Origin of the sequence: Novipirellula caenicola (assembly GCF_039545035.1) — a bacterium.
Lineage (GTDB): Bacteria > Planctomycetota > Planctomycetia > Pirellulales > Pirellulaceae > Novipirellula > Novipirellula caenicola.
Genome location: NZ_BAABRO010000004.1, coordinates 133,684 through 152,892 on the forward strand (window position 1 = coordinate 133,684; position 19,209 = coordinate 152,892).

The window sequence follows — 19,209 nt, forward strand, 5'->3', positions numbered from 1 at the left end:
TTTAGTGAAGTTCCCTGCGGCAAGGGGTGTAGGATGAACTTCTTAGTCCGTCGTACGACTAAATCAACAGCCCGAAAACCAGTTCAGTGAAGCTGTGAACAACGACCATCACAATGCTATCAAACGCTGCGGTTTAGGCGTCGGGCGAATGGGTTGCCCGCCGCTACCGCAGCGCTTTATGCTTGTGTTTGCGGTCGTTTTCACGTCGAGAAGCGGGGATCAATCGAGCGGATCCTCCCAGGCACGTTCGATGCCAAGAATCGAGCCGTCAAAATGAAGATTGGAAGAATCGGCTGCACATCCGCTCGCAAATCGATCTTGATCGAATCGCGCTGACGCGGGTATAGAAAGAGCAGAGAAGCGGCACCACTGCAGTGCCAACAATGTCTAGCGGTCCCAAGGAGGGTGACGCAGACGCGGCTTTTCCAATACGGCTCCTAACATCGAGGCAAGGATGCGCTCCATGAAAAAACGACTAAGCAGCTTGGCCATCCTGGCCGAAGGAAAGCTCATCAACGGTGATGGCGATACCGTATGTCATGGTGCGTTCCCATTAGGCGAAGAGCGAAGTGGTCACGTCACGATGATCGACGATCCACGGCGTGCAGCCGATTTGGAACATTCCGAGGCGACCGCTGTCGTCTGCTCCGAACCGCTGGCCAACGTTTCGATCGCACAGATCGTAGTCGACGATCCACGCGAAGCATTTACCAAAATTGTGGCCTGTTTCCGGCCCCCCGTCTCGCTCGAACTGCCTGGTTGGGGGATTGATCCTTCGGCATCGCTGGCCGATTCGGCGCGTGTCCATCCTTCGGCGATCATTGGCGCAGGAGTAACGATCGGCCAACGATCCCGGATCATGCCCGGTGTCGTCGTGATGCCGAACACGCAGATTGGTGACGACTGTGTCATCCACAGTAACGTCACTCTTTATGAGAACACCCAAATTCGCGACCGCGTGATTATTCATGCCGGCAGCATCATTGGTGCCAATGGATTTGGCTATCGACAAGTCGCGGGACGTCATGTGCCCACGGCGCAGTTGGGCTATGTCCAAATCGAATCCGATGTCGAAATCGGCGCTTCGGTGACGATCGACCGCGGCACCTATGGCACCACACAAATCGGCGAAGGCACCAAGATCGACAACCAAGTCATGATCGCCCACAACTGTAAAATTGGTCGCCACAATTTGATTTGCAGCCAAGTCGGCATCGCCGGCAGCTGCACCACGGGTGATTACGTCATCCTGGCGGGCCAAGTCGGTTTGAAGGATCACATCACCTTGGGCGACCAAACGATTGTCGGTGCTCAGGCAGGCGTGATGGAGGATTGCGAAGGCAACCAAGTCTATCTTGGTTCCCCCGCAACGCCTCAACGAGAACAGATGCAGATCATGGCCGTCGAGCGGAAGCTGCCCGAGATGCGACGCGAAATCAAGAATTTGCGACGCGACATCGATCGCATGATCAAACAGAGCGAGGAAGCGGGAAAGGCTTCGATGTCCACCGCGAAGTCGCCCGAGTCGATTTCGATCCGTTGCCACAAAAAACGTGCCGCGTAGTGATGACCAACCCTGCTTTGAATTCGCCAGTGGGAATAATCGCAGGATGGGGAAGCTTTCCCATCGAAGTCGCCCAAGCCATTGTCCGCGAAGGCCGTGATGTGTGCTGCATCGCCATCAAGGGGCACGCCAGCAGCGAATTAGAGTCCATTTGCAGCGACGTTCATTGGCTGGGCGTCGGCAAAGTCGGTGGACACATCCGTTACTTTCGCCGTCATGGGGTGAAACAAGTCACGATGGCGGGCAAGCTATTCAAGTCCGACATCCTGTTCCAAGGATCGGTATGGCTAAAACACCTGCCCGACCTGCACGCGATTCGCACGTTTGGCCCGTTGTTGTTTGGCCGCAAACGCGATGCGCGTGACGATCGCCTGCTATTGGCCGTTACAAACACCTACACGCGTAGTGGGATGGAAATCTGTGCCGCTACCGATTTTGCACCGGAGCTACTTGTGAAACATGGAACCCTCGTCGGCAAACCGCTGACTAGCCGTGCACAACGCGACATTCAAATGGGCTGGCTCGTCGCACGGCAAATGGGCGGCATGGATATCGGACAATCGATCACCATCAAAGATGGAACCGTGATTGCGGTAGAAGCCATCGAAGGCACCGATGCCTGCATCGAGCGGACCGGTGAACTGTGCCGCCGTGGCGGTTGGACGTTGGTCAAAGTCAGCAAACCAAACCAAGACATGCGGTTTGACGTCCCCACGATCGGTCCCCAAACCGTCCAACGGGTCGCCCAGGCGGGCGGAAGCGTGATTGCCATCGAAGCGGGTAAAACCATCGTCGTGGACCAGACGCAAACCGTGGCCGACGCCCGCCGGCTCGGAATCACCATCGTGGCCATGAAGCAAAGCGACGTTGCCACGATCGAAAATGAAACCGCCGCGGCCAACGAATCTCACGTCGCTTGATCCGACGCTGCCGTGCGTCAAACGGACGACCATCGATTCGAGTTGCGGCACGCGGACATGCCCAGTCGCAGGGCGCCAAGCATTCAGCTTTGACCGAGCGGGCTCCGCGTCGCTCCGCTATAAAGATACACGGACTCGTCTCAAAAATAGGCGGCCTTGCGTCTTCGGCAAAATGCCTCGCGGTTGCTTCCCTCTCCCGCTTTGATGAATCTACATAGAGAACAGAGTACGTCCCGTGCAACCGCTTCCCTTGTCATCGATCGCGGTCACCCATCCGCCCGCCAAGCTGAACCTTTTTCTCGAGCTGATCGGCAAACGCAACGACGGTTACCACGACATCGACACCGTCATGGTTGCGATCGATTGGCGTGACCAGCTCCGTGTCCAGCAAACTGAAACTGCCGGCGTTCAATTGAGTGTCCAGTGGATGCCGTCGCTACAGATCATTGCCGACGAACTTGGCGTCGACCCGGAATCCGAGCGAGGACAATCGCTGCTGGGGATTCCCGATGATTCGCGGAACCTTGTCCATCAAGCGTTGACCCGGTTCGCAGCTCGATTCGGATTGACGACAGGGTTCTCGTGCCACCTAGCAAAAAGCATTCCTGCGGGCGCGGGAATGGGCGGCGCTAGCAGCGACGCCGCCTCGGCACTGCTGTGTGCCGCCACCCTCAGCGGCGTCCCTCATGATCACCCTGACCTTGCCGTACTGGCGGCGGAACTGGGCAGCGATATCCCGTTTTTCCTGGGCAATTCGCTCACGCCATGGACTGCGGCACGGGCTCAAGGCCGCGGCGAACGCCTGACCCCGGTTACGTTGTCCACCCAACTTAACACCGTGGTTCTGTTCCCACCGCAGAGTTTATCAACTGCAAAAATTTACTCAGAATCGTCAATTTCTGACGTTCCCCAGCTCGCGGACACGTTCGTCGAAGCGTTAGAGACGGGAGATTTGACGTCAATCACTTCGCATATGTGTAATCGACTTCAGGAGCCCGCATCAAAAATAGCCCCGCAAATTGACGAAATGCTAAAATCAATGTGGCATCACGGGCTGCGGGGGTGTCAATTAACAGGCAGCGGATCGGCTTGCTTCGGCCTTGCCGAGTCGCCAATCCGAGCATCACGATTGGCATCACAATTGCGAAGCCAATATAGTGCAATAAAACAGCGGGGCGACGGGTCACATGCCGATCGGCAAACTTTACCGACCGCGAGAGTTGTCGCTGCGAATTCGGTGCTTGTCCCCGCCGGCATCCAAGTTGAGTAAATTCAAAGTCCAGAGTTGCTGATCATGTTTAGACGCGATCATGTTTCGACGCACTGTAGGCTCCGGACAATCCGCATTCCAATGCCATCGCGGTTAGGGAGGGTCACGCAGTGCAGATCTCAGAGATACGCATCAAGCTAATGGAAGGGTCCGAGGATCGTTTACGAGCATTTTGCTCGATCACGATCGATGGCTGTTTCGTCGTTCGCGACCTGAAAATCATTGACGGTGCCAACGGTCCATTTGTGGCAATGCCAAGCCGAAAATTGACAGGCCATTGTCAACGGTGCAGTTACAAAAACCATCTTCGTGCAACCTACTGCAACCATTGCGGCGTAAAGCTGCAAGTCGATGCCGACACCGATTCACCTCAAAAGCTGTATGCCGACGTGGCGCATCCGATCAACAGCGATTGTCGCGAGTTGATTCAAAACGCGGTGATCGAAGAATTCGAAGCCGAGCTCAGCCGATCACGGGAACCGGGCTACCGCTCACGTTACGATGACGACTTTGATTATGACGACGCGGGACCGTCGGCCTCGCCCGCTCGCGAGAAAAGCGACAATCGGTCCTCCGCCGCCCCGGCGTCCTCGGCTGCGGATGCATTGATCGACGAACCCGATTCCGAAAGCGGCAGCCCGAAACGGCCGCACTTCATGGATACCCCCAACCGAGAAAAAGCGAGCCCTCAAGAGGACGATGATTTCGGGGCTGGGATATTCTAAGCAAGTGGGGATCTTTTAGCATCACCTCACCTCATCGTGACGGATGGCCGTTCGTCGCGGTTGATTGACGATCAGGGTTCGCACAGACTAAAGTAATCGTGTTGCCAGCAGCGTCACGGATTCGTTCGTTGACCTGCTGTTTTTTTGCTCGTCGGTTACTTGCCCCTCTGTTATTCGAATCGCCCCCTATCTGCTGGCATGCTTCCATCGTCACGTCGTCGCCGTCTTCCCCAAATCAGCCTTGCGGTGATGATGCTCATGATGGTGATATTTGCCGTCATCTTCGCAGGCGGGCTGTACGCGATTCGGGTGCCGGCGGTACAAGCCGATCTCGAGGTTCTACTCGGCAACCGCTTTGTTCCCGGTGGCGATGACGGGGCGGGACACCTGCCGCACATTGTGTTCATCATGTTCACATTGACGTCACCCCTTTTGCTTGCCGGAGCGTTGTCGATGGGATTGTCTGCTTGGCGATGGTTTGAACGTCAGACATGAGTGCAGACTCGACTCCGCAAAACGAGTCCTTCGATGACGGCTCGTTTCACGACTTGGTTGGCGAAGCACTTGGTCCGATCCACCTTTCCGCAGACGAACTCGACGCGTTTGTAACGTCGTTGTCGCGCCGCCACCGGAATGTTGTCCGACTACGCCGCGAGGTCGCCGCAGAATCGCTGCCCTTTCCGGTCGTCCCTGTACCGTGGTACCCGCTGGGCTATCGCTGTGAGTCCGACCAAACACGTCCATCAAAAGAACTTGCGTTTGCCGCCGGCGACTATTACGTGCAAGACGCAGGCTCGCTGTTGGCGCTTGCGGCGCTGCAAGCCGATCAGCCCGATGTGCTCAAGCACCAAGTCGTATGCGACCTCTGTGCCGCCCCCGGTGGAAAGGCGACGGCGATTCTAGAAGCACTTCAGAACACCGGCTTTCTGTTGGCTAACGAACCCATTCGCTCGCGTGTTCCCGCGTTACTACATAATTTGGCTCGCACCGGTTCGGACCGCTTCGCGATCTCGCAGATGGATCCTGATGATCTGGCAAAGAAGTTGACAGGCTGTTTCGATGTCGTCGTGGTCGACGCTCCGTGCAGCGGCCAAGCGTTATTGTCACGCAAACGTCAATCGATCTCGGCGCTCTCGCCTCACCAAATCGAGCACAGCGCATCTCGGCAGCAACGCATCTTGTCCGCGGCAACCCGATTGCTGCGTCCCGGCGGAAAATTGGTCTACAGCACCTGCACGTTTGCCGCTGCGGAAAACGAAGCTCAAATCGATGGCTTGCTCGCTTCGCATGATTTCACCCCCGAAACCATCCCCTCGTTGCAACCATATGCATCCACTGTCACCAATGGCTGCTATCGACTGTGGCCACATCGAGATGAGTGTGCCGGCAGCTTTGCCGCGTCGCTGATCCATGGCGAAACATCATGGTCGGCCAAAACGTTTCGCAGCAACAAACCCTACAAGAGTCCGGTCTCTCTGAATCAATGGTTCAACGAACCTGCAGCCCCGGATCGCTATTTCGGCAGCGACTCATCGCTTTATGCGATTCCAAGCGATGCCCCAGTGTGGGTCGAACGTGTTGCCACGCAGGGCCCAGAGGTTGCCCACCGCACCGGCAAAGTTTGGAAACCCGCGCACGCCGCCGCGCTGCGACGCGGTACATCGCTTAGCAGTCGGCAAACGATGGATGTCGACGACGAAATGGCAGCGCAGTACCTCAGCGGAGCCCCGATCCCATGCTCGGATCGTGGCTGGACCGTGGTCCAGTACCAAGGGCGTCCCTTGGGCTGGGTCAAAGGGGATCGCGGCATGGGAAAAAACCATCTTCCCACGGCATCGCGATTCACCCAATTGGCAACGCCTCGCTAATTCAGCGACGGAATGGCTTGACGCAAGATCGGCTCGAACACGTCGGCTTGTCGCATAAAACCAAGATCGCTGGCGTGCGAACCATCGGTCGCGCCTTCGCCATCGTCTCCGTATAGATGATCGCCGTCGATGTAATGCAAACCGGTGACGCCGTCTTCGACCAGTTTTTGGTAGGCCGCTTTGAGTGCCGCATGATTTTCAGTGTGATGCTGCTGACGAGCCGGCAAGATCCAATCGTTGGTGTTGCGACGATCTTCGACCAGCACAATTGGCGTTTGAGGCCGCGATTGACGAATCTGTTTGACCAGCGGAACGCACTTCTGTTCCACGGCTTCGGGGCCCATGTTGGGCAAACAATCAATGACAAACGCAGCGGCATCGATTTGCACAAGGTAATCGCCGACCGCTTTATCCATTCGCCCGTTGCCCGAAAACCCCAGATTGACCACGGGCATGTCAAAGCGTCGGCCTAGAATCGCGGTGTGCACCATGCCTGGGCGACTGGCACACGCACCGTGTGTGATGCTGGTTCCGTAGAACACGATCGGGTTCTGTCGCGGCTTTAGTCCTGCAAAATGACTGCCCTGCTCGACTCCGATCTTCATAAAATCGACGCCGTTGTAGAGCGGCAAGTAGGCAGCGTATTCACGTTGTCCTTCGGCCAATCCCCGTACGACTTCGACTTTGACTTCTTGCGACGACGGTTTGGCCACCTGCACCCAACGCCAATCACCGTTATCGTCACGGGCGTACAAATCGATGCCGCTGACGCCGGTCGCAGGCATATGCGGCATCGCCAATCCGTTGTCTTTCAACTGGTAGTGAACGTGGATAGCGGTGGCATCGGTGGTGAATCGCACCATCATCCCGGCGCTGTCACGACTTAGATTCCAAACGTTCTTCGTCACCGACTCTTGGGCCGATGCAGGCAATCGGTCGAACCAACGTTGCCGCTCTTGATCCGGCAGGATGCGGCCTTCGACACCCCACTGCGTCACGTCATACCAATCGATTCCTCCGACCGATTCCTTGCTGACCGCCATTTCGGGATCCAACGTGTCAATCGCCCCATTTTGAGCCATTAACAACGAAGCCTGCAGAACCATCACGGCAGCAACAACACGTGGAAACAGAGTGACCATCAATTCATCTCGAATCGTCAGAGGAAGGAAAGTAGGGAGGGAGGGAAAACGAGACGGTGGCGAGAGGCCTAAAGCGTCGCGTTAGTGAAGATTATAGCGACTCATTTTGTAGTGCAGGGTCCGCACGCTAATCCCGAGTGCTTTGGCAGTTTTGTCGCGATGCAGATCGTAGGCGTTCAACACCGCTGCGATCGTTTCGCGTTCGCAGGCTTCGACCGCTTCGGCCAACGGCACGATCGATTTGTTGGCGGGGCTTGGGGCACGAGTCAATTCCGCGGGCAGTTCGTCGTGATGAATCACGTCGCCGCTGTGAGTCACGACCAACCGTTCGATCATGTTCCGCAATTGCCGAACGTTGCCAGGCCAATTGGAAGAGACGAGTGTTTGCATCGCGGCGGGCGACAGCTGCTTCGGGTCTCGTGAATGTCGCTTGCAAAATTGTTCCAAAAAGTGCTCGACCAGCAACGGAATGTCTTCGCGACGCGCTCGCAGCGGAGGGACTTCGATAGGAATCACGTTGAGCCGATAAAACAGGTCCTCGCGAAAAACCCCTTCTTCGATCAACTCATGCACCGACCGATTGGTGGCCGAGACGATCCGAACATCGGTTTCGATTCGTTCTTCGCCTCCGACTCGGGTGAACACACGCGACTCGAGTACCCGCAGCAGATCGACTTGGCTTTTGGCCGACATCTCGGTCACTTCGTCCAGAAACAAAGTGCCGCCGGCGGCTTGTTCGAAACATCCTGGTTTTTGTCGCGAGGCGCCACTGAACGAGCCTTTTTCATGACCAAACAGCTCGCTTTCAAGCAAATTCTCAGGCATCGCACCTAGGTTCACGGCGATAAACGGACCTCGGCTTCGGTCGCTAAGGTCATGCAGTGCACGAGCAATCAATTCTTTTCCCGTGCCACTTTCTCCCTGAACCAAAACAGTCGCTTCGGTGGCAGCCACCTGACGAATCTGCTGAAACACCGCCTGCATCGCGGCACCGTTGCCGATGATCTCGGAAACTTGCCCGGCTCCAGCCAACTGCGTTCTCAATTGCCGATTCTCGACTCGCAGCTGATAGTACTCTCGCGCCTTGCGGACTTGCTGACGAATCAAATTCAAGTCGATCGGCTTCAAGACAAAATCGAACGCGCCTGCGCGCATCGCCTCAACGGCTGTCTCGACGGTCCCGTGGGCGGTAATCACGATGACGGCGGTGGACGGACGCAAGTAGCGAATTTTCTCTAACAGCTCAATGCCCGTCATGCTGCTACTGAGTCGCACATCGGCAATCACCAATTGGAACGATCCTTTGGTGAATTGGTCCAGCGCGTCGTCGGCATCGCCCGCGGTTTTGACGACGTCAGCTTCGCCGGCGAGCCCCTTTGCCAATCCCGACCGGATATTGGGCTCGTCATCAACGATCAGTACGGCAAACGGCTCGGAACTCATTCAAAAAACTTTCTTAATCAATTGCAAATTCACGATGATCCCGAGCTGCCCAATGCCATTTGCCCAATGCCATTTGCTCCACGCCAACAGGCTCGAGACCGGCTCGGCGGTTGAGCGTCAACCGCAGTCGCTGCCAACCGCGTTTGCGGCCTTCGTGACCCTGCGCTATCGTTGTTCTTACCCGAAAAATCCTATCCCGACGCGTCAGAAAAGGGACTGAGAAAATATCGAGATTCCCTCGCTGACGCTTCGGGTTGTGATCAACGCACCACATCCAAACGTTCGCCCCAGGAATGGTTCATGATCCGGCTGGGTTTCATGATCCGGCTAGGTTTCATGTTCCGGCTGGCCTAGTAGCTCGCCCGTCGCACTCCGACCACGGCGTAGCCGGGATAGCGTGACGTCACCATACGGGTCGCGATGTCACTGTTGCGAGCGGTCACAATCACACTGGTGCGACGACCATAAACGCCTGGACGCGGCTTCAGCAGCACTTCCCAGATCGAGGTCAATCCGGTTGCCGCCGCAAGCATATCAAGTTTCATCCGTTCGATTTGGTAGTCGCGTTCCTTTTCACGCTGATACTGCATCGCCGAGGTCTGCACCATCAAACTTTCACGTTCACGCGCCGCCTCATCTTCGGTTTCGCTGAGCCAATGTTCCCACCCCGGCTGTAGGACCGCGAGGTCTTCTTTGGCAAACAAAAAGAACGGGACGCTAATCTGGTCACCACTTTCGAGTGCCATCAGCACGCCTTCGAGCGGATAAGTCTTTGGTTCCGCACTCAGCGTTTTCCTTGCCCAAGCAGAAAGCTGTGAGGCGTCTTCGATCTTGGTTCCCTCGAGATGAGAGATGATTTTCAAGATGACCGCTTGATGCAGCGGATCAATGCGGGCGAAGGCAGTGCCGTTGATCATGACGTTGCCCAGCTTTCGCTGCACGACGAGATCCTTTTGGCCATAGGCCACCACACGTCCGCGGATCTTCATCCCATCGACTGAAGTCCACGTCTGCATCTGGTCGGCGGATTTATGAAACGCATCCTTCGTTTCTTGGGACGCCACATAATCTCGATCCTGCTGCGAAAGCTCGGCCAATTCGACCGCCACCAATTTCCCGGACTTTCGTTTTAACACCACCGTCGTGTCGTTAAACGCGACCACTTCGGCGTCGATCTTGTATTGTCCGTCGAAACTTGACCACTCGCGGGCGTTCCCGGTCGCGGTGGCCACCACCAAACTGCCCACCAACGCCAAAAGGGTAGAAAACATTCGCATGGAATTTGGCTCCAGAGAAAGTGATTCGCAGACCCCCACAAGGATCATTCTCTCTAATTTACCACGGGTCCGGCTGGGGATAAATCGGAAGTGTCGATCCGCCGCAGTGCAAAAACGACGGCCCGCGTCGACGATTTCGCAACAAAACGATACAGTGGTGGGCTTCCAAGAAGCTCCGAGGGAACTTCAAAACGAATCGTTCCGAAGCGACCGCCGCCACTCCAGCCCGGTCCAAAGCCCCCCTGCGGTTGACGTCACGATGCCTAAAAAGCAAGATTCAAAAAAGCAGAAAAAGGCCGAGCCATGGTACGCCGACGGTCTTCGCTTTGAGTGTTCTCAGTGCGGAGATTGTTGCGGCGGAGCCCCCGGGTTTGTATGGGTCAACGAAGATGAAATCGCCGAACTGGCCCAAGAAATGGACTTGGATGTCGACGCATTCGAGCACCAATTTGTTCGCCAAGTCGGTGCCGAGAAGAGTTTGAAGGAATACCCCGACGGAGACTGCATCCTGCTGGATCCTGAAACTCGCAAATGCAGCGTCTACGAAGCGCGGCCGATCCAGTGCCGGACTTGGCCGTTTTGGGACAGCAATCTAGAGCGTAAGAAGGACTGGAAAGAAACGTGCAGCGTTTGCCCTGGATCGGGAACCGGGCGACTATACACGTTCGAAGAAATCGAAATACAGCGGAAACAAAAATCGGTGTGATTCGTTTTACTCACACTGCTTTCCCGCATTCATTACTCCCATTCGCTGGCACCTTGGTTGGCCCTCCTCTGCAGAGCCTTGCTGACGCCGGTGCGGCAAACCACGAATGGCATTGCCGGATTCGTGTTATGGGGGCCAACCGCGTCCGTGGGAGTGCGTTTTGCCGCCGTTCCGCTTACAACTAGTCTTCCGCGGATAATTTTTACGATACGGTCCTGCGATTGATCCCCTTCACTACTCGATTGAACACGGCTTTGAACTGATGCGGCGAATCGGCAGCGTTGAAAACGAAACACTTGCTCATCGGTTCTGTGATTATTTGGTCACGCTGTCGATCGATGCAGCGGCAGACTCCAACGGCGACGCTGAAAATCCCCGCTGGGACATCTGGATCCGCGAGGAAAAGGATGTGGATGAAGCCCGCAAGCAGTTTGCGTTGTTCGAGCAATCGCCTGAATCCGAATCGTACAAAGTCAAAAGCAAGGCCGACGCGATTCGCAACGAGCGGGTGAACCATCACCAGCGACGGATCGCCGAGCAGCGAAAGCTACAACGATCGATGCCGGCGTCACGCGGCGGAGCGGTGGGGGGCCTTGGCGGCCCCGGAATGCCGGGACGTCAGCAGCGGATTCCGGTCGTGATCGCGGTGATCGCGATGTCGGTGATCGCCAGTTTTAGTGGTGGCTTTGGACAACCACGTCCATCGCGTGACGGCAGCGCTTTGACGACCGAACAATCGGTCGACTATGCGTTGTCGTTCGTCGATCGCCGCGACTACATCGAAAGTGACGGTGATTGGTTTGCGTCGGTGCGAAAAGGCGAAGTTTGGCGTTTCATCACACCACTGCTGCTGCACGCCGATCCGCTGCACTTGGCGTTCAATATGATTTGGATCTTTCTGCTCGGGTCGGCGATCGAGCGACTGCATGGTTCGATCTTTCTGATCATTTTGCTGTTCGTTAGCCAGTTGGCGGGGATGATGCTGCAGGTCTCGCTGCCGGCTGCCGATTCGCTACCGCCGATTCTGCATGCAGTCGCAGGATCTCCGTTTGCTATCGGGGCATCGGGCGCCGTATACGGTTTGTTTGGCTATTTGTGGATTCGTCCGCAGACGGATAGCACGTACCCGATTCGCATGTCTCAAGGCAACGTGATGCTGATGTTGGGATGGTTGGTCTTGTGCATGACCGGAATGTTCGGCCCGATCGCCAACGGAGCCCACCTAGGTGGATTGATCGCCGGCGTCATCGCGGCATTCCTAACGTCGCCCAAACGCTAGTGCCTCGTTAAAAAAAGCGAACGCCTAAAACGCGGCAGTTGCCATCGACTTTGGGTAGCGATAGCGAGCGGAACTACAAACGAAAAACGCCGCTGGCACCTTGCTGCCAGCGGCGTTTTTTTAATTAGCTAGTTTTTGATCGACTAGATCAGGCTGATTGCGACCGACAAACTACGCGGCGGTTGTCGGTACATTCTCGCGTTCTTGCTTCTCAGCAACGGTACGATAATCGACCACATCCCAAACCAAGCCCACCGCTCGCAGCAGCCGAATGGCTTGCCAGGTAATGTCGAATTCCCACCACTTGTGGCCGTGCTTGGCCATCCGTGGGTAGGCGTGATGGTTGTTGTGCCAACCTTCGCCGTACGCCACAATCGCGACGATCCAGTTGTTACGACTGTCGTCGGTGGTTTCGTAGTTCTTGTAGCCCCACATGTGCGAAGCACTGTTGACCATCCAAGTCGCATGCAAAACGCCCACCAGTCGAACAAACATTCCCCAAATCAGCAGCGAAAGTCCGAAATCGTTCCCGCCGATGGCATATCCGATGCCGTACAACGCACAGCCCACGGCGATGTGCAGGGGCAAAAACAACATGTCCAAGATTCGCATTCCGCGTTGCTTGTACAAATCGGGGACCCAGCGTTGCAAGTAGGCGGTACGGTCGCCATTGTGCGTGTGAAAAGCGAGCCAGGTGATGTGGGCCCACAAACCACCTTCGTGTGGCGAGTGCGGGTCACCTTCTTGATCGCTGTGTGCGTGATGCTTGCGGTGGTCCGCCACCCAATCCAATGCCGAACCTTCTCCCGCCAGCGTTCCGATCGTGGCAAACGTGTAGCGAACCCACGAGTAAGTCTTCATGCCGGTGTGCGTCAATAGTCGGTGATAGCCGAGACAAATTCCCAAACTGCCCGTCATCCAGTGCAGGCCAACCATCACGGCCAAACCTGTCCACGAAAAGTAAAACGGAGCCGCCAAGACAACCAAGTGAGCAATGGTCAACCAACCAATCGCCCAATAGCTCAGATTGCTAACGTGACGTCGCTCTGAAGCGGTGGGATGAGCATTTGCAGGCAACTTACCAATCTTGTCGTTGCTGACATGAGGCGAGTTCGCGTCGCGATTGGATTTTTTATTTTTTGTAGGTTGAGCTCGGTCCAACGATTTACGTTGGCGACGAGTTTCTTTTTTGGTAGGAGGGATGACCGAAGCCATAACATGAAATCCTGTCGTTGAATGTCCTTGGGAAAGCAGTCAGACATCTCACGAAGTTGCCTGATGTGCGAAGATTCTACAGAACTGGCAAGCCTCGTCTGTCTCAGAGCATGTAAACCTGTGTAACGGGAATGTAAAAGTCTTTGATTTTGATCGATGCAAACGTGCACTAGCCCTGAGAGGTGGATAGATGGTACTCCATCCATCTAACGTTCCCTTCGCACGAGGAAGCCACCTTGCCGTGGATCCGCTTCGCTGAAAACGAAGTCCTTGCTGCGTCCCGCCAAACACCCAAACCCGAGTTTTTCGCACACGATCGCATCCGATTCTGCGGCGTTGCCTTGCATCGAAGCTTGCCATGTCTAAATACCGCAAAGTCTCCGCAAAGCTGCTTGTTGCGGGGGTCAAACTCACCTCCGCTATCCCCGATCCGGAAAATGCTCGCGTTCGCTTGTTGGGCGAAGGCATGGAGATCACGGCCGATCTGATCCTGCGGCTGCAGCAGCGCGGGGTCAAAAGTTTGTTGCTAAGCGAGAAGGACATTGCGATTTTGAACGCCTTCACCCCGCAAGGGCGCGCGGTGAAGGTGCCTCCCCCACCCACCTATCAAAAGTCCAACACGGTCAACGAGCAAACTTTGATCTTGGATCAACAGCTGCACGTCGACCAAGCTCACGTGATCGAGGACGTGTTGCCGTTTGCCAGCCGTACACGGAAACCGCAAAACTGCTCGTATGAACCCGGCATGACCAACCAATGGGCATCTGAGACGAGCGATTCGATCGATTCGGTCAACGAGATTTTTGACGAAACGTTGGCGACACACGATGGCAGTGTCGGCCCGCTGCATGCGACGTGCCAGGATATTTTGCGGCGAATGACCGAAGACATCGATGCGCTCGTCTGCATGGCTTGCTCTCCGTTCGAAACCGAATACCCGGTGCGGCACGGTGTACACCTGGCCACAATGTCGATGGCAATCGGATCGCAAATGGGACTCGACGAAGCCCTCTTAATCGAATTGGGGGTCGGATGCTTGATTCACGACATTGGAATGAAGGCGATCGGCACCGGAATGTTCAGTTCCAAACATCCGCTCAGCGTCGGAATGCTAAAACGACTCGCCGACCATCCCGTCCGCGGCGCCGAAGTGATCGGTCGTTTCGGTGACCAGGTTTCGCTCGGTTCCAAAATGGTGTCCTACCAAATTCACGAGCGATGTGATGGCAGCGGGTATCCCCGCGGACGCTTCGGCGATGCGATTCACCCGCTCGCAAAGATTGCTTGTGTTGCGGATGCTTTCATTGGAATGATATCGATGCGGCCCCATCGCTTGGCCATCCAAGGCTATCACGCGGTGGTGCAATTGTTAGAACAAATGAAGCAGGGCAAGTTTGATCCAACGGTCATACGGGCATTGCTCGAGTTGACGTCGTTGTACCCGTTGGGCAGCTTCGTCGAACTGAACAACGAGAAACTGGGGCGTGTGATTCGCTCGGGCGGCCCCACCTTCGACCGACCGACGATCGAAATGTGGGACTCTCGTCATCGCACCTCCAACCCCACGGTGTTGAACCTGCAACACGATCAAAACATTCGTATCGTGCGATCGATTGCCACTCCGGCGGCGGCTTGATCGGTGACCCTGCCAAATTCTTCTGATTACCGAACCCCACCCATGGCCTTCTGGAGGACGATGACAACGGATTGCGGCGGGGAAACGCAATAACCTTAATAAAACGAGTTGTATTTAGTCTATTGACTTACATCACGTGCCTTCGACTTTAAGAACGCGCGCCATAGACGCACACACCACACGGGGAGTCACCGCATCAAATTGAGGGGGCGATGTCACACTTGCTGGCGTTTTGTTTTCTACAACTCCATGCGTCTGACCGCATTTTTTGACCTGCTCTTTTCAGGCGAATGATCTATACTCTGAAGCATTGCAGCATGAGTTGATTGCAGCGGATGTCCGAGTTTGACGGGGGTAAAGTTTCAATGGCTAGACTACGTGACAATGACGAATTCTTTCCTCCCGATCCTTCTTCGGACACAAAAATTCGGGGGCAAGAAGACCGAGAAACGCATCTGCCGGACGCCTCGAGTGATCGGATCGCGCCGCCTTGGAAACCTGGTGACCAAGTCGGTCATTTCATGCTGCACAATTTGTTGGGCAAAGGAAGCAGCGGATACGTTTATCGTGCTCGCGACGAAAGCACGGGTCGACTGTGCGCGTTAAAACTTCTTCTGCCGGCGAAATGTGAAAACCTCGTCCGCAACAAACTGGGGTTTCGCCGCATGATCCCATTGCGGCACCCGGGGCTGATCCATCTGGACCGGATCCACTACCTCGACGATTACATTGCGTTTTCGATGGAGGAGGTCAAAGGCAAAACATTTTCGTTGGGGGTTTGGGATTTTTGTAAACAGGATCCCGATGGAGCCTATCAACAACTGCTGACGTTGATTCGCCAATACGCCTCGGCATTGGCATTGATGCATTCACGTGGGTTGGTGCATCGGGACGTCAAGCCTCAGAACTTAATGATCGATCACAAGGGGCACGGCCGGCTGATCGATTACGGGCTGGTCGGAACCATTGATTTCGACAGCGATCCCAATGGCTACCGCGACTATCTGGTCGGGCCGCCACACTTCTTCGCACCGGAAAGTCTGTGGGACCAATACTATTTGCCCGCAAGCGACATTTTTAGCTTGGGGCTGGTTTTGCTGGACGCCCTTCGCATCTTGGACCGCGCAGTCGACCATGTGCATTTGTCCATCAATCGTTCGCAAGACAACCGCCGTGATGACGAAGAGATGATCAACGAAGCGGTCGAGGATTTGTCCTCGGATGTCCCCACCGTGTTGCGCGAAGCCTGCGCTGAGATGTTGCAAAGCGATCCCGTGGACCGTCCCACGGCGTCCGCGTTGTCGCGACTTGGATCGGGTGAATCTCCTTGTTTCCTTTGGGTCGACAATCCCATCCTCGGACGAGACGTCGAAATCGAGCAGGCCTGCGATTGGATTGACGACGTCTTTGGTGGCGAAGTGGGACGGCTGCATATCGAAGGCCCGTCGGGCATCGGCAAAAGTCGTTTTGTGGATGAGCTTGCCCAATACGTTCACCTCAAACGATGGGGGCAGCTGTTTCGAGCGAAATGTCGCTCGGGCGAAGACCTTCCGATGTTAGCGTTTGATGAAATCTGTGACGCAATTGCGACGCGTTACATGAAAAACGATCGCGACATCATGGAGCTCGATCCCGCGAGTGTCGAGTTTCTGCATGAAGCATTCCCAGTGCTCAAGAGCGTCGTCAAAGCCAGTACGTCGATCGATTTGGACCGCAAAACGTTTAAGCGTCTTGACGCCATGGAAGCGGGCATCCGGCTGAGCGAAGCGTTGCGGTTGGTGGGTCCGTTGATTTTGATCATTGATGATGTGCAGTGGGCCGACCGCGACAGCGTGAATATGCTCGACCGCTTGCAAGCGGTCTCCGGTGGCATGTTGGGCATCATTACGGTGTCGCGTCCCGGCGGGGACCAACAAGCTTCCCCACCCGATCTAAAAATCCAACTTGACCGACTATCCGATTCGGCGTCACAAGAATTGATCATCGGCGCTGCCCGTCGCTGGTCGGCGCGTTTGAATTTCAGCGCCGTCGAAGAACTTGTTCAAGCGGCTCAAGGCAATCCGCTGCGTTTGATCGACTTTATCGAAGAACTCCGCCCTGGTGGTGTGCTTCACCATACCGTCAGCGGCGAAGAAACCGATTCGGGGACCCGAGTGGTCACTCGCACCGGCCAATTATGGCAGATGCGTGTCGCACGACTGAGTGACGAAGCCAAGACCGCGTTGTCGTACATCGTCACCGCCGGGCATTTGGTGTCCGCGGAACAACTCAGCGAATTGACCGGATTGGGCGAATCGATTGACGCGGTCCTGTCGGAACTTGTCCAACAACGATTGGTTCGTGATGAAGTTACCGGCGGCGAATGTATCTCGATTTTCCACGACAGCATTGCCGAGAACTTGGCAACCACGCTTAGCGATTCTCAAAAACGCGACTGCCATGCCGCGTGGGCTCGTTTGCTCTCGCGGCTTGACTCGGGCGGCAAGTTGGCTGCCCGCATTGCACGCCATTTTTTTGACGCCGACGAACCCAATCGAGCCGTCTCGTATGCGATCCTTGCTGCTGAAAACGCGGATCGCTATCACGCCAAAACCGAAGCCGCACGCTGGCACGCCAAAGTAATCGACCACGTCAGCGGCCCGGAACGCATTGAACATATTCGTGTCACGGCGGAAACGTTTGTCGAAGCCGATCGCCCCGTCGACGCCGCCCAATACTTCCAACTGCTCGCATCCGAACTGAGCGACGAAGAGAGCGTCACCTACCAACTAAAAGCCACCACGCTGTTGATTCGCTGCGGCTATTTCAACGAAGCACGCGGTCAACTGCAACGTTTGACTCGGTTGCTGCGTCTGCCTTCGACCAAGCCGCGTTGGCTCAGCAAAATCAACCTGTTGCGGCTGACGGCGAAATGCGTTTACTCGAACCTTCGCTTCACTGGCACGCCCGGCGATGCGTCCACGGACAAGTGCACCGTGCGTGAGCGTCAACGACTCGAGTTGTGTTTGTCGGTGGCCCGCCCCTTGTCGATGTACGATAACCTTCACGCGGCGGAATTAAACGTCACCGCAACCAACTTGGCCGCACGCTATGGCAATGAAATCGATCGAATCCTGGTCGAAGTCGGTGCCGCCGTGTTCGGTTCGTACAATCATGGATCCAAACGAATTCGCAGCGAATTGGCGCTGCAAGACTTGCTGCCTCGCGCCATCGCCACCGGAAATCCCAAAGCGATCGGCGACGTGTGGGCGGGCATTACGTTCTCGCAAGCGTTGGCGATGCGTTGGAGCAGCGTGCCGGCATCGTTCGATGCGTGTGTGCACCATTACAGTGCATCCAATGAAGTATTGACGCTGGAAGTATGCCATCTTCGCTCGGCTAGCTTGATGGCGCATTGGCACATCGGCCGCTGGGCTGCGATGATGCGCACCTGTGATCAGATGCTAGAAGATTTCAAGCTGCGAAACGACCAATTCCAATGGATCGTCGTCAGCTCGGGTTTCGGTGCTTCTACGTGGCTCATGCGAGATCGGGTGACCGACAGCGAACGCGTACGTGAAAAAAATGCAGAAAGCTTGACCGCATGTGACGGAGCCCAACTGTTCAACTTTCTCGAATGGACTGCCTACGTCCAACTCGATCTGTACAAGGGGCACTTCGAACAAGCGTGGCAACGCATCCAGCAACTGCGTAGTTCACGAATTAAATTGTCCGCCCTGATGCTGCAGTCCAATCGTGTGATTCTCGAGCAATTTGTTGCTCTGACCGCGCTGCATCAACTTAAAAAAGATCCTGCGGGCGGTTGGGGCAAGTTCGTCGAAACTGCGATCCGGCGATTGCATCGCGAACATGGTGCGTTCGCCAAAACGGTCGCTTATTTCTACGAAGGGTTGCTGCTGTACCTGACCGCGACGTCGACGTCCGACTTTGCCGACGCTAGAAAACAGCTCGTCATCGCTTGGGAAATGAGCAAGGAACAACGGCTTCGCCCGTATCAATTGGCCGCCGAAGACATGATCGCCACGATCGACCATGGCGAATCCGAAGGGCGTTTGATAGCGAGAATGGAGCGACACGGGATCGTTGATGCCGAGCGATTTTTGCGGCTCTATACGATTTGATCTCATTGCGATGGGATCGCCCTCTTTTCACCTTCGCTGCAAT

Annotated in this window: 14 protein-coding genes; 10 read left to right on the forward strand and 4 right to left on the reverse strand. The window is 55.7% G+C overall.

All coding sequences use genetic code 11. The annotated features are described in order from the left end of the window. Positions 1–463: 463 nt before the first annotated feature. The 6 genes from lpxD (at position 464) to ABEA92_RS10275 (ending at position 6,347) form a co-directional block, all read left to right on the forward strand. Positions 464–1,564, forward strand: a complete 1,101-nt coding sequence (gene lpxD, locus ABEA92_RS10250) for a UDP-3-O-(3-hydroxymyristoyl)glucosamine N-acyltransferase (protein ID WP_345683736.1) — start codon at positions 464–466, stop codon at positions 1,562–1,564. A 2-nt stretch (positions 1,565–1,566) separates the two neighbouring features. Further along, a complete protein-coding gene (locus ABEA92_RS10255) occupies positions 1,567–2,484 on the forward strand; it encodes an LpxI family protein (RefSeq protein ID WP_345683737.1) in 918 nt (305 codons plus the stop codon). 235 nt (positions 2,485–2,719) lie between these two features. Continuing rightward, positions 2,720–3,754, forward strand: a complete 1,035-nt coding sequence (locus tag ABEA92_RS10260) for a 4-(cytidine 5'-diphospho)-2-C-methyl-D-erythritol kinase (protein WP_345683738.1) — start codon at positions 2,720–2,722, stop codon at positions 3,752–3,754. Positions 3,755–3,864: 110 nt separating this feature from the next. Continuing rightward, positions 3,865–4,479, forward strand: a complete 615-nt coding sequence (locus ABEA92_RS10265; protein ID WP_345683739.1) for a septation protein SpoVG family protein — start codon at positions 3,865–3,867, stop codon at positions 4,477–4,479. A 198-nt stretch (positions 4,480–4,677) separates the two neighbouring features. Then, positions 4,678–4,974, forward strand: coding sequence for a hypothetical protein (locus ABEA92_RS10270; protein ID WP_345683740.1), 297 nt, complete (start codon positions 4,678–4,680; stop codon positions 4,972–4,974). Then, positions 4,971–6,347 (forward strand): methyltransferase RsmF C-terminal domain-like protein, encoded by a 1,377-nt coding sequence (locus ABEA92_RS10275; protein ID WP_345683741.1) that lies wholly within the window; start codon positions 4,971–4,973, stop codon positions 6,345–6,347. Before ABEA92_RS10270 ends, ABEA92_RS10275 begins: the two co-directional genes overlap by 4 nt. On the opposite strand, the gene ABEA92_RS10280 is transcribed toward ABEA92_RS10275, so the two are convergent. From ABEA92_RS10280 to ABEA92_RS10290, 3 genes are all read right to left on the reverse strand, one after another. Then, on the reverse strand, positions 6,344–7,489 hold the full coding sequence (locus ABEA92_RS10280) for an SGNH/GDSL hydrolase family protein (RefSeq protein WP_345683742.1): 1,146 nt from the start codon (positions 7,487–7,489) through the stop codon (positions 6,344–6,346). The genes ABEA92_RS10275 and ABEA92_RS10280 overlap by 4 nt on opposite strands. 81 nt (positions 7,490–7,570) lie before the next feature. Next, a complete protein-coding gene (locus tag ABEA92_RS10285; RefSeq protein ID WP_345683743.1) occupies positions 7,571–8,932 on the reverse strand; it encodes a sigma-54-dependent transcriptional regulator in 1,362 nt (453 codons plus the stop codon). Positions 8,933–9,282: 350 nt separating this feature from the next. Beyond that, the gene (locus ABEA92_RS10290; protein ID WP_345683744.1) at positions 9,283–10,209 is read right to left on the reverse strand and encodes an SHD1 domain-containing protein; all 927 of its coding nucleotides are present in this window, start codon (positions 10,207–10,209) and stop codon (positions 9,283–9,285) included. 259 nt (positions 10,210–10,468) lie between these two features. Here ABEA92_RS10290 and ABEA92_RS10295 point away from each other — a divergent pair, with 259 nt between their 5' ends. Next, positions 10,469–10,915, forward strand: a complete 447-nt coding sequence (locus ABEA92_RS10295) for a YkgJ family cysteine cluster protein (protein WP_345683745.1) — start codon at positions 10,469–10,471, stop codon at positions 10,913–10,915. Positions 10,916–11,177: 262 nt separating this feature from the next. Then, complete coding sequence (locus tag ABEA92_RS10300) at positions 11,178–12,194, forward strand: rhomboid family intramembrane serine protease (protein ID WP_345683746.1); 1,017 nt, start codon at positions 11,178–11,180, stop codon at positions 12,192–12,194. A gap of 171 nt (positions 12,195–12,365) precedes the next feature. On the opposite strand, the gene ABEA92_RS10305 is transcribed toward ABEA92_RS10300, so the two are convergent. Continuing rightward, on the reverse strand, positions 12,366–13,409 hold the full coding sequence (locus tag ABEA92_RS10305; protein ID WP_345683747.1) for an acyl-CoA desaturase: 1,044 nt from the start codon (positions 13,407–13,409) through the stop codon (positions 12,366–12,368). Between the two features lie 358 nt (positions 13,410–13,767). On the opposite strand from ABEA92_RS10305, the gene ABEA92_RS10310 reads away from it, so the two are divergent. Next, entirely contained in the window at positions 13,768–15,045 is a 1,278-nt protein-coding gene (locus ABEA92_RS10310) for an HD-GYP domain-containing protein (RefSeq protein WP_345683748.1), read from the forward strand. Positions 15,046–15,410: 365 nt separating this feature from the next. Beyond that, positions 15,411–19,166 (forward strand): serine/threonine-protein kinase, encoded by a 3,756-nt coding sequence (locus ABEA92_RS10315; protein WP_345683749.1) that lies wholly within the window; start codon positions 15,411–15,413, stop codon positions 19,164–19,166. The last annotated feature ends 43 nt before the right edge of the window (positions 19,167–19,209 follow it).

What these genes read in the sequence shown, in the direction of transcription:
- lpxD (WP_345683736.1), top strand. Translation starts at nt 464, where the DNA reads ATGAAAAAACGACTAAGCAGCTTGGCCATCCTGGCCGAAGGAAAGCTC.
- ABEA92_RS10255 (WP_345683737.1), top strand. Translation starts at nt 1,567, where the DNA reads ATGACCAACCCTGCTTTGAATTCGCCAGTGGGAATAATCGCAGGATGG.
- ABEA92_RS10270 (WP_345683740.1), top strand. Translation starts at nt 4,678, where the DNA reads ATGCTTCCATCGTCACGTCGTCGCCGTCTTCCCCAAATCAGCCTTGCG.
- ABEA92_RS10275 (WP_345683741.1), top strand. Translation starts at nt 4,971, where the DNA reads ATGAGTGCAGACTCGACTCCGCAAAACGAGTCCTTCGATGACGGCTCG.
- ABEA92_RS10280 (WP_345683742.1), bottom strand. Translation starts at nt 7,489, where the DNA reads ATGGTCACTCTGTTTCCACGTGTTGTTGCTGCCGTGATGGTTCTGCAG.
- ABEA92_RS10285 (WP_345683743.1), bottom strand. Translation starts at nt 8,932, where the DNA reads ATGAGTTCCGAGCCGTTTGCCGTACTGATCGTTGATGACGAGCCCAAT.
- ABEA92_RS10290 (WP_345683744.1), bottom strand. Translation starts at nt 10,209, where the DNA reads ATGCGAATGTTTTCTACCCTTTTGGCGTTGGTGGGCAGTTTGGTGGTG.
- ABEA92_RS10295 (WP_345683745.1), top strand. Translation starts at nt 10,469, where the DNA reads ATGCCTAAAAAGCAAGATTCAAAAAAGCAGAAAAAGGCCGAGCCATGG.
- ABEA92_RS10300 (WP_345683746.1), top strand. Translation starts at nt 11,178, where the DNA reads ATGCGGCGAATCGGCAGCGTTGAAAACGAAACACTTGCTCATCGGTTC.
- ABEA92_RS10305 (WP_345683747.1), bottom strand. Translation starts at nt 13,409, where the DNA reads ATGGCTTCGGTCATCCCTCCTACCAAAAAAGAAACTCGTCGCCAACGT.
- ABEA92_RS10310 (WP_345683748.1), top strand. Translation starts at nt 13,768, where the DNA reads ATGTCTAAATACCGCAAAGTCTCCGCAAAGCTGCTTGTTGCGGGGGTC.
- ABEA92_RS10315 (WP_345683749.1), top strand. Translation starts at nt 15,411, where the DNA reads ATGGCTAGACTACGTGACAATGACGAATTCTTTCCTCCCGATCCTTCT.